Genomic DNA, 13,314 nt, shown 5'->3' with positions numbered 1-13,314 from the left:
GGGGCGGTTCCCGGCGGCCGGCCGGGCAGTAGACCGGAGACATGACCCTCACGACCCTGCTGCCGACGCTCCGGCGCAGCCTGCCCGACCCGCTGGCCCGGCACCTGTGGCCCACCTGCACCGCCGCGACGACGACCGACGTGCTCGTCGGCGGGGTGTCCATGCACCAGCTCGCGCGGCTGTGCGGCACCCCGTGCGTGCACAGCGCCGCCGCCTGGACGGTGCGCACCCGCCGCACGGTGGCGCCCGGGCTCGCGGCGGTCGTCGTGACGACGGTGACGGCCGTGGCGCGGAGCGCGGACGGCGGGCTGCGGGTCGCGCTGGACGCGCGACCGGCGGCCGCGGTGCACCCGGTCTGGTCGGAGCTGCGGCTCCTCGGGCGGGCGTCGACGGCGGCCGTCGTCCCCGTCTGGTGCGGCGACGACGCCGACGGGCCGGTCGTGCTGCCCGGTGACCTCCGCGCCGGCGACCTGCTCGCCGTCCCGTGCGCCGCCCCCACCGCGCGGCGCGACGTCCTCGGCCCCCGGGCCCGCACCCTGCGAGGCACGCGATGAGCCTGCTGCACACCGCGCTGTCCGCACGCCGGGCCGCCCGCCGGGCGGAGCTCCAGGCGTGGCCGGAGGGCTCGGAGCTCACCCCGGACGACGTGCTCGTCGACCGCACCAGCCTGGCCCGGCTCGCCGAGCACTACGCGACCCCGCGCGTCTACGTCCCGGTCGGGGCGGACGTCACCCGGGTCGACCGCTTCTGGGGCGAGTCGCCCGTGCGCTGCGTCGTCCTCGCGCGCGTGGAGGACGCCGTCCCGCGCCTCGGGGAGGAGGCGCGGCAGGCCTGGCTCGACGCCGACCTCGACCGGTGCACGGCCCTGGTCGAGCGGGCGCGGCTCGTGGGTCGCGCGTCGCAGGAGCCGCCGCGCCGGTTCACCGTGCACCCCGCGCCGGGCCGCGGCGGTCCCGCCGTCTGGCTGCCGCGCGACCTGCGCCGGGGCGACGTCCTCGCGGTCCCGTGCACGGGTCTCGTCCAGCCGTCGGACGTGCAGCGGTGACGCGCGCGGCCGCGGGTGTCGACCCCGCCGACCGGCGGATCCTGACCGAGATCCAGGCGGACGGGCGCCTGACGCTGTACGAGCTGTCCACGCGCACCGAGCTCACGGTCTCGACGTGCCACCGCCGCCTGCGGGCGCTGGAGCGGTCCGGGGCGATCCGCGGCTACCGCGCCCGGCTCGACCCCCGCGCCCTGGGCCTGGAGGTCGAGGCGGTCGTCTTCGTGACGATGGCCGCCACCGACCCCGGCACCGCCGGGAGGTTCGAGGCCGCGGTGGACCGGGTCGGCGAGGTCCGGGCCGCCCAGCGGCTGCTGGGCGACCCGGACTACCTGCTGCGGGTGGTCGTGGCCGACCTCGGCGCCTTTCACCGGCTCCACGACGGGTGCCTGCGAGCGCTGCCCGGGGTGGCCCGCCTGAGCTCCACGCTCGTGCTGGCCACCCCGGTCGACGACCGTGGCCTGGCGGTCTGACTCCGGTCCGACGCCGACCGTGTCAGGCGTTCGCGGGCACCGGCTCCCGCTCGGCCGGCGCGACCTCGTCCTGCGTCGCGTCGTCCTGCGCGGCCCGGTCCTCCGCCGCCTCGTCCTCGTCGAACAGGTGCTCCGACGACGCGGCACGGTACTGCTCGAGATCGAGGATGCCCTCGCGCTTGGCGACGATCGTCGGGACCAGCGTCTGGCCGGCGACGTTCACCGCGGTGCGGCCCATGTCGAGGATCGGGTCGACGGCGAGCAGCAGGCCCACGCCCGCGAGCGGCAGCCCGAGGGTGGACAGCGTGAGGGTCAGCATGACCATCGCGCCGGTGAGGCCGGCGGTCGCGGCGGAGCCCACCACGGACACGAACGCGATGAGCAGGTAGTCGGTCAGCGACAGGTCGATGCCGAAGATCTGCGCCACGAAGATCGCGGAGATGGCCGGGTAGATCGAGGCGCAACCGTCCATCTTCGTCGTCGAGCCCAGCGGCACCGCGAACGACGCGTACTCGCTCGGCACGCCGAGGTTGCGCTCCGTGACGCGCTGCGTGACCGGCATCGTGCCCACCGACGAGCGGGACACGAACGCGAGCTGGATCGCGGGCCACGCGCCCTTGAACCAGGCGACGACGCCGAGGCCGTTGGCCTTCAGCAGCACCGGGTAGACGACGAACAGCACGAGGGCGAGGCCCACGTAGATCGCCACGGAGAACGAGGCGAGCGAGCGCAGCGACTCCCAGCCGTAGGTGGCGACGGCGTTGCCGATGAGGCCCATCGTGCCCAGCGGGGCCAGGCGGATGATCCACCACAGCACCTTCTGCACGATGGCGAGCGCCGACTTGTTGAACGCGAGGAACGGGTCGGCCTTGGCGCCGGACTTCAGCGCGGCGATGCCGATGACCAGGGCGACCACGAGGATCTGCAGCACGTTGAAGCTGATGCCGGTCTCCGCCGTGAACGCGCCGTCCGCGCCCGCCTCGACCGACGTCGAGGCGCCGAGGCCCAGCACGTTGGTCGGGATGAGGCCGTTGAGGAAGTCGAGCCACGTGCCGGTGGAGGACGGCGCGGCGCCGTCCGCCACGGACAGCGTCGTGTTGTGGCCGGGCTGGAACACCAGGCCCAGGCCGATGCCGATCGCCACCGCGATCGCGGCCGTGATCGCGAACCAGAGCAGCGTCTGCCCGGCCAGGCGGGCCGCGTTGGTGACGGTGCGCAGGTTGGCGATCGACGCGACGATCGCCGTGAAGATCAGCGGCGGCACGATCGCCTTGAGCAGGGTGACGAACGACGAGCCGATGGTGGCGAGCGTCGTCGTCAGGCCGTTGGGCGTCTCGCCGTCGGCCTGCGTGCCGAGGGAGAGCGCGAGCCAGCCGAGCAGCACGCCGAGGCCCAGGCCCAGCAGGATCTGGACCGAGAAGGACGGGAGGCGCAGACCCTTGCGGGCACGGGGTTCCGTACCGGGGATCTTCGCCGTGGAGGAGCGGGACACGAAGGAGCCTTTCGCCTCGGGCGCACGGGGCGCCGGGGTGGGGACGGCGGCGGGGCGCGGCCGTCCGGGAGGTCAGGGGTGCACGGGTGCGAGGACGCACGGTGCGGGGACGCGGGCACGGGCGGCGGCGCGTGGGGCCGGGGCGCTCGTGGTGGCGTCGGGTGCCGCGTCGTCGGCGTCGACGACGGTCAGCGAGGGGTCAGCGACACCCGGGTCGACGACACAGCGCGCTCGAGACGCGACGGAAGTCGACGTCGATGCGCGCGGTGAGGTCGGTCCTCACGGGGACGCTGACAGCCACAGGTGCTCCAAGCAGGGTCGGGATCGACGGGGATCGGGCGACCGAATGATCGACGCGATCGATGGTGGGTATCGAACCCACGAATGCAGCACCCTAACAGCGGGGTGTCGCGGCGCCCAGGGTGTGTGAGTGACGTCATGGTGGCCGTACGGTCGGCGGGTGACCTCCGCCGCCCTGCCCCACGACCCCCTCTGGCCGCGCGCGGGCGCCTGGCCTGCGCCGTCGCCCGAGGACGCTCCCGCCGACCTCGCCCTGATCGGCGTCCCCACCTGGCGCACGTCCCTGTCGACGACGGGGGCGCACGCGACGCCCGCGGCCGTGCGCGACGCGCTGCGCCGCTACGGCCCCGCCCTGGTCGAGGGGCCGGGCGGCGCGCCCGTCGACCTCGGGCAGCTCACCGTCGTCGACCACGGCGACGTGACCGAGCCCGACGGCCCGGACGGCGAGGCCCGCGCCCGCGCCGCGGTGGCCGCCGCGCTGGGTGCGGACGGGGCGCGGGCGCGCGCCCTCGTCGCGCTGGGCGGGGACAACGCCCTCACCGTCCCGGTCGCCCTGGGGGCGTGGGGCGACGACCTGGCCACCGCCGGCCTCGTCACCTTCGACGCCCACCACGACCTGCGCGACGGCGTCTCCAACGGCTCGCCCGTGCGCCGGCTCGTCGAGGCAGGCCTGGACCCGGCGCGCGTCGTGCAGATCGGCATCGCGGACTTCGCCAACTCCGCCGCCTACGCCCGCCGGGCGCGCGACCTGGGCATCACGGTCGTGACGCTCGACGAGGTCCGGCGGCAGCTCCACGGACGCGGCCCCGGCGGTCTCGACGACGTCGTCCGTGACGCCCTGGCCGTCGCCGGCTCCGGCGGCGGGCCGGTCCACCTGGACGTCGACGTGGACGTCTGCGACCGCGCCGTCGCCCCCGGCTGCCCGGCCAGCGTGCCCGGCGGTCTCGCCGCCTGGGAGCTGCGCGCCCTCGTCCGCGCCGCGGCGGCCGACCCGCGCGTCCGCTCGGTCGACCTCGCCGAGGTGGACGCCACCGCCGACGCCCCCGACGGCCGCACCGTCCGCCTCGCCGCCCTCTGCGTGCTGGAGGTCCTGGCCGGCGTCGCCCTGCGCCCGAGCTAGCGCCCGCCCCGGAGGGTCAGGACGGATCCTCGCCGACCTCGGCGAGGCGTCGCAGCCGCACGGTCTCGGCGCGGGCATGGACGACCGCGTCGGACTCGCTGCCCCGGGCCTCGGCGATGGTGTGCGTGAGGTCGAGGACGGCGCGGCGCCAGTGCGTGCGCGCGCGACGGGCGCGGCGGTGGGGAGCGGCCCTGCGGAACGCCTTGCGGGCCTTTCTGTCCACGACGGCCTCGACGGAGCCCGCCCCGAGCGTCCCGGCCGCGACCTCGGGGGCCAGGATGTCGCGCACGAACTGGTGCTCGCGGGGGGCGGCGGCGCGGAAGGCGACCGCGAGGAGCACCATCGCGAGAGCGATGGACGCGGCCATCACGGCGATGGTCCGCAACCCGCTGTTCCCGCCGAGCCCGGCGGCGTCGTCCCAGGTGAAGTGCAGGAACATGCCGGCCAGGACGAACGCGACGCCGCGACCGACCCGTCGGGGCTGCGCCCGGGTCCCGATCAGGTAGACGGCTCCGCTGCACACCAGGGCGCTGAACAGCGGATGGGACACCGCGCTGGTGGCGATGCGGGTGAACGAGATCGACACGGCGTGGCTCACCGGGTCGGTGCCGAACGCCGCGGCCGTGCCGTTGGCGGCGTAGAGGAAGTCCTCGAAGACGGCGAACCCGAGTCCGACGAACGCACCGATCACGAGGCCGTCGTTGGCCGTGCGGACGAGCCTCGGCGCCAGGCCCCAGAGCAGGAGGAAGCCGCACAGCTTGGCGGTCTCCTCGGTGAACGGCGCCGTGAGGCCGGCGGCCCAGTCGGCGCTCCACTCCTGGCCGAGCAGCTTGGCGTAGATGTTCAGCATCGCGCTGTTGACCGGCAGCGCGAACGCGAACGTCGCGGGGATCGCGCCCCAGACCAGGGCCGCCGCCACCAGGCCTGCCGGCTCGTGCTCCCAGCGGTCGATGTGGTGGAACCACCACGCCCACGCGGCACCGCACAGCAGGCACAGCACCGCGGCGACGGCGAACGCGTCCGCGTAGAAGGTGAGCTTGGGGCCGAAGTAGGACCACACGTGCAGGGCGCCCACGCCGGTCAGGACGAGGTAGACCCAGAAGCACAGGTTCCGCGGCTGGACGAAGGTGAAGCGCTCGCCCCAGCCGGAGACGTCCAGCGCACGGGCCTGGCGGCGGCGCGCCTCGGCCATCACCTGGGGGTCGTCGGTCCCCGTCGTCGGCGTGTTCACGAGTCGCCCCGGGAGTCCGTGGCACGGATGCTCGCGATCATCTCGTCGATCTGGGGCGCGGCGGCCCGCATCTGCGCCGGCGGGCCGGACGCGGTGACCTCCACCCCCGTGCCGTCGATCACGAAGGCGGCGATCACCCCGTCGCCACGCACGCTGCTGTAGGGCTGCAGCACCCCGACCTCGCCGGAGTCCGTGGTCGTGGTCGTCGGGGCGCCGTCGACGCGGAACGTCGGGTCGTCGGTCGCGGTGGTGACCTTCTCGATCTGTGCCAGCAGCTGCGCCGGCGTGCCGTCGAAGGAGTCGGGCACGAGGTCCGCGACGACGCCGGCGCCGGTCACCGTGGCCTCGCCGCTCTGCGACGCGGCGCCGCTGCCGTCGGTCCGGTAGCCCGCCTCGATGTTCCACCCGGTCGGCGGAGCGACGACGACCGTGCTCGACAGGGCCAGCTCGTCCCCGGCCGCGACCGGGTCGTCCCACGTGATCGCCGCGTCGACCCGGGGGACCACGACCGCGAAGAGCAGGAAGACCGCGACCACGAACACCCCGAAGGGGAACGTCCGCCGGTCGAGCCCGAGCAGGCGGTGCTCGACCGGCACCGCGACGAGACTCGAAGAACCCTCCACCACCGACCCCCTGACGTCCCACCGACGGCGCACCACGAACCTAGCGGCACGCCGCCGACGGCGCGCGGGCACCGGCCGGGACGCGACGGCCGCCGGGACGGGGCGACGCGCTCACCCGGCGAGGTGGCGGCCGTCCTTCCACACGGCGTGCACCAGCGGGACGCCCGGGCGGTAGGCGAGGTGGGTGCGGCTCGGGGCGTCGAGGACGACGACGTCGGCGCGGGCGCCGGGCGCGAGGTGCCCGACGTCGTCGCGGCGCAGGGCGCGGGCCCCGCCGGCGGTCGCGGCCAGGACGGCCTCGGGGACGGTCATCCCCATCTCGCGGACGGCCAGCGCCACCATCAGCGGCATGGAGCTCGTGTACGACGAGCCGGGGTTGCAGTCGCTGGCCAGCGCGACGACGGCGCCCGCGTCGAGCAGCCGCCGCGCGTCGGGGTAGGGCTGGCGGGTGGAGAACTCGACCCCCGGCAGCAGCGTCGCGACGGTCCCCTGCGACTCGCCGGGGCCGGGCCGGGAGACCGACCAGGAGCCCGCGAGCGCGGCGACGTCGTCGTCGGAGAGGAAGGTGCAGTGGTCCACGGCGGCGGCGCCGAGCTCGACGGCGAGCCGCACGCCCTCCCCCGAGCCGAGCTGGTTGGCGTGCACCCGCACGCCGAGCCCGGCGGCCGCGCCCGCCTCCAGCACCCGGCGCGACTGCGCGGGCGTGAACGCGCCCGTCTCGCAGAACGCGTCCACCCAGCGCGCGTGCGGCGCGCAGGCGTCGAGCATCTCGCCGACCACCAGGTCGACGTAGGCGTCGGCGCCCCCGGCGTCGCCCGCGAACTCCGGCGGCACGACGTGCGCGCCGAGGAACGTCACCTCCTCGGTGACCTCCGACGCGAGCCGCACGGACCGTTCCTCGTCGGCGACGGACAGCCCGTAGCCGCTCTTGGTCTCGAGCGTGGTGGTGCCCTGCGCGAGCGCCTGGTCGACGTGCCGGCGCAGCCCGGCCCGCAGCGCGTCGTCCGACGCCGCGCGCGTCGCCGCGACCGTGGTGCGGATGCCGCCCGCGGCGTACGGGCGGCCGGCCATGCGGGCCTCGAACTCGCCCGACCGGTCGCCGGCGAACACGAGATGGGAGTGCGAGTCGACGAAGCCGGGCACGACGGCGCGGCCCTCCACGCCGACGACACGGTCCGGCGCGCGGCCCAGCGCCTCCTCGACGCCGGCCGCGACGTCACGCTCGGGGCCGGCCCAGACCACGCGCCCGCCGTCGAGCAGCAGCGCGGCGTCCCGGACGAGGCCGGTCGGGTCGTCGTCACCCCCGCCGTGCGCCGGCGACGGGGCGTTGGTCGTGAGCTCGCCGATCCCGAGGATCAGGGTCGCCGGGTGCGACCCGCCCGGGTGCTCCACCTCGCGCACGTCACACCTCCGCGTCGGGCCGGTCCGTCTCCAGCATGGGCACGCGCAGCCCGCCCCGCGCGGCGGCGGCCGCGGCGTCGTCGTACCCGGCGTCGACGTGCCGCAGCACGCCCAGGCCCGGGTCGTTGGACAGGACGCGCGCGAGCTTCTGCGCCGCGAGGTCGGTGCCGTCCGCGACGGACACCTGCCCGGCGTGGATGGACCGCCCCATGCCGACGCCGCCCCCGTGGTGCAGCGACACCCAGGTGGCGCCCGACGACGCGGCGGTGAGCGCGTTGAGCAGCGGCCAGTCGGCGATGGCGTCCGAGCCGTCCGCCATGCCCTCCGTCTCCCGGTACGGGGAGGCGACGGACCCGGAGTCGAGGTGGTCGCGCCCGATGACGACCGGCGCGCTCACCTCCCCGGACGCGACGAGGTCGTTGAACGCCAGCCCCGCGCGGTCGCGCTCGCCGTGCCCGAGCCAGCAGATGCGGGCGGGCAGCCCCTGGAACGCGACGCGCTCCTGGGCGGCGCGGATCCAGCGGTGCAGGTGGTCGTCGTCGGGGAAGAGGTCGAGGACGGCCTTGTCGGTGGCGGCGATGTCGCGCGGGTCGCCGGACAGCGCGGCCCACCGGAACGGGCCCTTGCCCTGCGCGAACAGCGGCCGGATGTACGCGGGGACGAAGCCCGGGAAGTCGAAGGCGCGGTCGAAGCCGCCGCGGCGCGCCTCGTCGCGGATCGAGTTGCCGTAGTCGAACACCTCGGTGCCCGCGTCGAGGAAGCCCACCATGCCCTCCACGTGCCGGGCCATCGACTCGCGCGCCCGGTCGGTGAACTCCTCCGGCTTGGCGGCGGCGTAGTCGGCCCACTCCTCGACCGACACCCCGAGGGGCAGGTACGACAGCGGGTCGTGCGCCGACGTCTGGTCGGTGACCACGTCCACCGCGACGCCGCGGCGCAGCAGCTCCGGCACGACGTGGGCACTGTTGCCCACCACGCCGACCGACAGCGCGCGCCTCTCGGCGCGGGCCGCCTCGACGCGACGGACGGCGTCGTCCAGGTCGTCCGCGACCTCGTCGAGGTAGCGCTCGCGCACGCGCCGCTCCAGGCGCGACCGGTCGACGTCGACGACGAGGCACGCGCCGCCGTTGAGCGTGACGGCGAGCGGCTGCGCGCCGCCCATGCCGCCGCACCCGCCGGTGAGCGTGAGCGTCCCGGCGAGCGTGCCGCCGAACCGCTTGGCGGCCACCGCGGCGAGCGTCTCGTACGTGCCCTGGAGGATGCCCTGCGCGCCGATGTAGATCCACGACCCGGCCGTCATCTGGCCGTACATCGTCAGGCCCTGCGCCTCCAGGCGGCGGAACTCGGGCCACGTCGCCCAGTCGCCCACGAGGTTGCTGTTGGCGATGAGCACGCGCGGCGCCCACTCGTGCGTGCGCAGCACGCCCACCGGCTTGCCCGACTGCACCAGCAGCGTCTCGTCCTCGCCCAGCGTCGTGAGGGTGCGGACGATGGCGTGGTAGCTCGGCCAGTCGCGGGCCGCGCGGCCGGTGCCGCCGTAGACGACGAGGTCGTCGGGGCGCTCCGCCACCTCCGGGTCGAGGTTGTTCATGAGCATCCGCAGCGGGGCCTCGGTCTGCCAGCTGCGGGCGGTGAGCACCCGGCCGCGCGGGGCGCGGACGGGCACCGGGGTGCCGCGGTCGTACGTGGCGTGGGACATCGGCGTCTCCTTGGGGCGGTTCGGGGGGCGGCGGGTCAGGCGAGCGGGCCGACGGCGGAGCCCGCGGCGGCGGCGACCTCGCCGCCGGCGACGAGCCTCGTCACGGCCTCGATCTCGGGGGCGAGGAACCGGTCCGGCCCGGGGCCGGGGACGGCGGTGCGCAGCAGCGCGTGGACGGCGCCGGTGCCCGCGGCGGGCACGAGCCCCGTGTCCGGGGTGCAGCGCAGGTCGAGGGCGCGGGCGGCCGTCATGAGCTCGATCGCGAGCACGCGGCCGAGGCCGTCGACGGCGCGGCGCAGCTTGCGCGCCCCGGCCCAGCCCATGGACACGTGGTCCTCCTGCATCGCCGACGAGGGGATGGAGTCGACGCTCGCGGGCGCGGCCAGGCGCTTGAGCTCGGAGACGATCCCGGCGGCGGTGTACTGGGCGATCATCAGGCCCGAGTCGACGCCCGGGTCGTCGGCGAGGAACGCCGGCAGGCCCTCGTTGCGCGCGACGTCGAGGAACCGGTCCGTGCGGCGCTCGCTCATGCTGGCCACGTCCGCCACGGCGACGGCGAGGAAGTCGAGCACGTACGCCACGGGCGCGCCGTGGAAGTTGCCGTTCGACTCGACCCGGCCGTCCACGGTGACGACGGGGTTGTCGATGGCCGACGCGAGCTCGCGCCCGGCGACCGCCTCCGCGTGGTCGACGGTGTCCCGCGCGGCGCCGTGCACCTGCGGCGCGCAGCGCAGCGAGTACGCGTCCTGCACGCGGGTGCACTCCGGGCGGCCGTCGGCGTCGAACGTCCGGTGGCTCGCCACGACCGGCGACCCCGCGAGCAGGGCGCGCAGGTTCGCGGCCGACGCCGCCTGGCCCGGGTGCGGGCGCATCCCGACGAGGTCCGCCGCGAACGGCGCGTCCGAGCCGAGCAGCGCCTCCACGCTGGACGCCGCCGCGACGTCGGCCGTCGCGAGCAGGCGGTGCAGGTCGTCGAGGGCCAGGCAGAGCATGCCGAGCATGCCGTCGGTGCCGTTGATGAGGGCCAGGCCCTCCTTCTCGCGCAGCTCCAGCGGCGCGATGCCGGCCGCCGCGAGCGCGTCTCCCCCGTCCCGCAGCTCGCCGCCGGCGTCGCGCACCCGGCCCTCGCCGAGCGCGGCCAGCGCCACGTGCGCCAGGGGCGCGAGGTCGCCCGAGCAGCCGAGCGAGCCGTACTCGTGCACGACGGGCGTGACGCCCGCGTTGAGCATCGCGGCGTACGTCTCGGCGACGACGGGGCGGGCGCCCGTGCGGCCGGTCGCGAGGGTGGCCAGGCGCAGCAGCTGCAGCGCGCGCACCACCTCCCGCTCCACCTCGGGGCCGCTGCCCGCGGCGTGCGAGCGCACCAGCCCGAGCTGCAGCTGGGCCCGCTTCTCGGTGGGGATGTGGCGGCGGGCGAGGGCGCCGAAGCCGGTGGAGACGCCGTAGTGGGGGCGGTCGTCGTCGGCCAGCGACTCGACGACGGCGCGGCTCGCGGCCATCCCCGCCAGCGCGCCGTCGGTGAGGCGCACGCGCGCGCCGTGGCGGGCGACCGCCACGACGTCGTCGACGGTCAGGGGGTCTCCCGTGACCTCGACGACGACGTCGGACCGGGACGCGACCGGGTGGGTCGTCGTGCGGCCGGCGGGGTCGCCGGCCTGCTGCAGCGTTGCGGACATGGGCCCAGCACACACCGTCGCGGGGCCGCTGGACACGGGGTCCGGCGAGGTTCAGTCTGGGATCCCAGACACCGGGACGAGGAGGCACGATGGCGGACGTCCCGGCGGCGCGGAGCGCGCTGCGGGTGCTCACGTACCTCGCGGCGCAGGCGGGCCCGGTCCCGGCGGCGGCGGTGGCGCAGCACCTGGGCCTGCCGCGCTCCACCGTCTACCACCTGCTCACGGTGCTCGTGGACGAGGGGTTCGTGACCCACCTGCCGGAGGAGCACCGCTACGGGCTGGGGACGGCGTCGCTGTCGCTCGGGTCGGCGTACGCGCGGCAGGCACCGCTCGCGCGGCTGGCCCGCCCCGTCGTCGCGCGGCTCGTGGAGACCACCGGGGAGAGCGCGCACCTCGCCGTCCTGCACGGCAGGGAGGTGCTGTACCTCGTGGAGCAGCGCGCGCCGCACCGGCCCAGCCTGGTGACCGACGTCGACGTCCGCCTGCCCAGCCACCTCACCGCCAGCGGCCGCGCCGTGCTGGCGCTGCTGCCGGCCGCGCAGGTGCGGGCGCTGTTCCCGTCGGCGGCGGCGCTCGCCGACCGCACGGGCGTCGGGCCCCGCACCCTGCGCGACCTGCGCGAGGTGCTGCGCGACACCCGCCGCCGCGGCCACGCGACCGAGGACGGCGAGGTCACGACCGGCCTCGCCTCGGTCGCGCACGCCGCCCTGGACCACACCGGCCACCCGGTGGCGGGGGTCGCGCTGACGTTCTGGTCCGAGGACGTCGACGACGGCCGCCGCGCGGAGCTCGCCGCCGCCGCGGGCCGCGCCGCCGCGGAGATCAGCCGCCGGCTGGGCGCGCGCTGACCCCCGCGGGGAATCGAGCGTGCTGGATTGCTCCTCGAACGGGCCGGTTGAGGAGCAAGTCAGCACGCTCGATGCGTTCCCGGATCAGTCCAGCCACTCCTGGGCGGCGGCGACGAGGGTCGCGACGCCGAGGTCGAGGGTCGGCTCGGGCGCGGGCGCGAAGAACGGCGAGTGGTTCGACGCGACGCCGGCGGGGAGGCGGCCGGCCGACAGGTCGACGCCGGCGAAGAGGCTCGGGTCGAAGCCGCCGAGGAACCAGTACACGAGGGGCACCCCGGCGTCGGTGGCGAGCTCGCCGACGTCCTCCGACGCGGCCATGGGCGGCAGGGTCAGGACCGCGGGCCGGCTGCCGGCGGCCTCGATCAGCGCCCGCTGCTCCTCCAGGGCGCCGGCGAGCACCGCACTCGTGCGCGCGGTGGCCGCCGGGTCGTTCACCAGGGCCGGGAAGGCGTTGGTGGTCTCGATCTCGGGCGGCTCGGTGGCGCCCGACGCGGCGGCCTCGGCCTCGGAGATGCGCCGGATCGCACCGAGCACGCGCTCGCGCACGGGCTCCGTGAAGGTGCGCACGTTGACCAGCAGCTCGGCACGGTCCGGGATGATGTTGGCCTGCGTCCCGGCGCTGATCGCGCCGACCGTCACGACCGCCGAGTCGCCCGCGGCGATCTCGCGCGACACGACGCCCTGCAGCCGCTGCACGGTGGCCGCGGCCATGAGGACCGGGTCCACCGTGGTCTCCGGCATCGACCCGTGCCCGCCGCGCCCGTGCAGCGTGATCCGCAGCGAGTCGGTGGCCGACATCGCGACGCCCGGGGTCACGCTCACCACGCCGGCGGGCGTGGGCATGACGTGCTGGCCGAGGACGACGTCCGGCGCGCCGCCGACGGTCGCGTACAGGCCGTCGTCGAGCATCGCCCGCGCCCCGTTGCCGAGCTCCTCCGCGGGCTGGAAGACGAGCAGGAGCGTGCCCGACCAGGCGGCGCGCCGCTCGGCGAGCACGGCGGCCGCGCCGAGCAGGCACGTGACGTGCACGTCGTGGCCGCAGGCGTGCATGACGCCCGTCTCCTGGCCGTCGGGGCCGGTGGCGACCTGCGTCGAGGCGTACGGCAGGCCCGTGCGCTCGGTCACGGGAAGCCCGTCCATGTCTGCCCGCAGCAGCACGCGCGGCCCGGGGCCGTTCGCGAGGACGCCCGCCACGCCGGTGCCGCCGATCCCCTCGTGCACGTCGTAGCCCCAGCCGCGCAGGCGGTCGGCGACGATCCCGGCGGTGCGGTGCTCGGCGAACCCGAGCTCGGGGTGGGCGTGGAGGTCGGTGTAGATCGCCGTCAGCTCGGACGTGGTCAGCGCGCTCATGGACGTCATCGTGCCCTCGGTCGCGGGCTTCGACATCCGGTGAGCGCCCGATGACGGGA

General features: G+C 76.1%; 12 protein-coding genes. 5 read left to right on the top strand and 7 right to left on the bottom strand.

Going from position 1 to position 13,314, the window contains the following annotated elements:
• Nucleotides 1-41: 41 nt before the first annotated feature.
• Genes ACFU5J_RS02810 through ACFU5J_RS02800 form a run of 3 tightly spaced genes read left to right on the top strand, consistent with a single transcriptional unit; the run spans nucleotide 42 to nucleotide 1,515 of the window.
• Nucleotides 42-554 carry a hypothetical protein gene (locus tag ACFU5J_RS02810; protein WP_430573774.1) on the top strand — a complete coding sequence of 171 codons (513 nt, stop codon included), beginning with the start codon at nucleotides 42-44 and terminating at the stop codon, nucleotides 552-554.
• The gene (locus tag ACFU5J_RS02805) at nucleotides 551-1,045 is read left to right on the top strand and encodes a hypothetical protein (protein ID WP_430573773.1); all 495 of its coding nucleotides are present in this window, start codon (nucleotides 551-553) and stop codon (nucleotides 1,043-1,045) included. The genes ACFU5J_RS02810 and ACFU5J_RS02805 overlap by 4 nt, the downstream gene beginning before the upstream one ends.
• The gene (locus ACFU5J_RS02800) at nucleotides 1,042-1,515 is read left to right on the top strand and encodes an Lrp/AsnC family transcriptional regulator (protein ID WP_430577732.1); all 474 of its coding nucleotides are present in this window, start codon (nucleotides 1,042-1,044) and stop codon (nucleotides 1,513-1,515) included. The genes ACFU5J_RS02805 and ACFU5J_RS02800 overlap by 4 nt, the downstream gene beginning before the upstream one ends.
• Nucleotides 1,516-1,537: 22 nt before the next feature.
• Here the strand turns inward: ACFU5J_RS02800 and ACFU5J_RS02795 are convergent, their stop codons facing one another.
• Nucleotides 1,538-3,007 (bottom strand): dicarboxylate/amino acid:cation symporter, encoded by a 1,470-nt coding sequence (locus ACFU5J_RS02795; protein ID WP_430573771.1) that lies wholly within the window; start codon nucleotides 3,005-3,007, stop codon nucleotides 1,538-1,540.
• Between the two features lie 460 nt (nucleotides 3,008-3,467).
• Here ACFU5J_RS02795 and ACFU5J_RS02790 point away from each other — a divergent pair, with 460 nt between their 5' ends.
• Nucleotides 3,468-4,427, top strand: coding sequence for an arginase family protein (locus ACFU5J_RS02790; protein ID WP_430577731.1), 960 nt, complete (start codon nucleotides 3,468-3,470; stop codon nucleotides 4,425-4,427).
• Between the two features lie 16 nt (nucleotides 4,428-4,443).
• Here the strand turns inward: ACFU5J_RS02790 and ACFU5J_RS02785 are convergent, their stop codons facing one another.
• The 5 genes from ACFU5J_RS02785 to hutH all read right to left on the bottom strand — a co-directional run bounded on the left by ACFU5J_RS02785 (nucleotide 4,444) and on the right by hutH (nucleotide 11,057).
• A complete protein-coding gene (locus ACFU5J_RS02785) occupies nucleotides 4,444-5,658 on the bottom strand; it encodes a PrsW family intramembrane metalloprotease (RefSeq protein ID WP_430573769.1) in 1,215 nt (404 codons plus the stop codon).
• The gene (locus ACFU5J_RS02780; protein ID WP_430577730.1) at nucleotides 5,655-6,254 is read right to left on the bottom strand and encodes a hypothetical protein; all 600 of its coding nucleotides are present in this window, start codon (nucleotides 6,252-6,254) and stop codon (nucleotides 5,655-5,657) included. Before ACFU5J_RS02780 ends, ACFU5J_RS02785 begins: the two co-directional genes overlap by 4 nt.
• A gap of 138 nt (nucleotides 6,255-6,392) precedes the next feature.
• A complete protein-coding gene (hutI, locus tag ACFU5J_RS02775) occupies nucleotides 6,393-7,682 on the bottom strand; it encodes an imidazolonepropionase (protein WP_430577729.1) in 1,290 nt (429 codons plus the stop codon).
• A 1-nt stretch (nucleotide 7,683) separates the two neighbouring features.
• Nucleotides 7,684-9,381, bottom strand: coding sequence for a urocanate hydratase (hutU, locus tag ACFU5J_RS02770; RefSeq protein ID WP_430577728.1), 1,698 nt, complete (start codon nucleotides 9,379-9,381; stop codon nucleotides 7,684-7,686).
• A 35-nt stretch (nucleotides 9,382-9,416) separates the two neighbouring features.
• A complete protein-coding gene (hutH, locus tag ACFU5J_RS02765) occupies nucleotides 9,417-11,057 on the bottom strand; it encodes a histidine ammonia-lyase (protein WP_430577727.1) in 1,641 nt (546 codons plus the stop codon).
• 89 nt (nucleotides 11,058-11,146) lie between these two features.
• On the opposite strand from hutH, the gene ACFU5J_RS02760 reads away from it, so the two are divergent.
• The gene (locus tag ACFU5J_RS02760) at nucleotides 11,147-11,905 is read left to right on the top strand and encodes an IclR family transcriptional regulator (protein ID WP_430573764.1); all 759 of its coding nucleotides are present in this window, start codon (nucleotides 11,147-11,149) and stop codon (nucleotides 11,903-11,905) included.
• An 84-nt stretch (nucleotides 11,906-11,989) separates the two neighbouring features.
• On the opposite strand, the gene ACFU5J_RS02755 is transcribed toward ACFU5J_RS02760, so the two are convergent.
• The gene (locus ACFU5J_RS02755; RefSeq protein ID WP_430577726.1) at nucleotides 11,990-13,255 is read right to left on the bottom strand and encodes an amidohydrolase; all 1,266 of its coding nucleotides are present in this window, start codon (nucleotides 13,253-13,255) and stop codon (nucleotides 11,990-11,992) included.
• Nucleotides 13,256-13,314 lie beyond the last annotated feature (59 nt).

It is taken from the genome of Isoptericola sp. NPDC057559 (assembly GCF_042801555.1).
Taxonomy (GTDB): domain Bacteria; phylum Actinomycetota; class Actinomycetes; order Actinomycetales; family Cellulomonadaceae; genus Isoptericola.
The sequence above is the reverse complement of the archived record's forward strand: the minus strand, read 5'-3'. Positions and strand labels throughout refer to the sequence as shown.

Excerpts from the sequence above, each read along its gene's own strand:
- ACFU5J_RS02810 (WP_430573774.1), top strand. The coding sequence starts at position 42 with ATGACCCTCACGACCCTGCTGCCGACGCTCCGGCGCAGCCTGCCCGAC.
- ACFU5J_RS02805 (WP_430573773.1), top strand. The coding sequence starts at position 551 with ATGAGCCTGCTGCACACCGCGCTGTCCGCACGCCGGGCCGCCCGCCGG.
- hutU (WP_430577728.1), bottom strand. The coding sequence starts at position 9,381 with ATGTCCCACGCCACGTACGACCGCGGCACCCCGGTGCCCGTCCGCGCC.
- hutH (WP_430577727.1), bottom strand. The coding sequence starts at position 11,057 with ATGTCCGCAACGCTGCAGCAGGCCGGCGACCCCGCCGGCCGCACGACG.
- ACFU5J_RS02760 (WP_430573764.1), top strand. The coding sequence starts at position 11,147 with ATGGCGGACGTCCCGGCGGCGCGGAGCGCGCTGCGGGTGCTCACGTAC.
- ACFU5J_RS02755 (WP_430577726.1), bottom strand. The coding sequence starts at position 13,255 with ATGAGCGCGCTGACCACGTCCGAGCTGACGGCGATCTACACCGACCTC.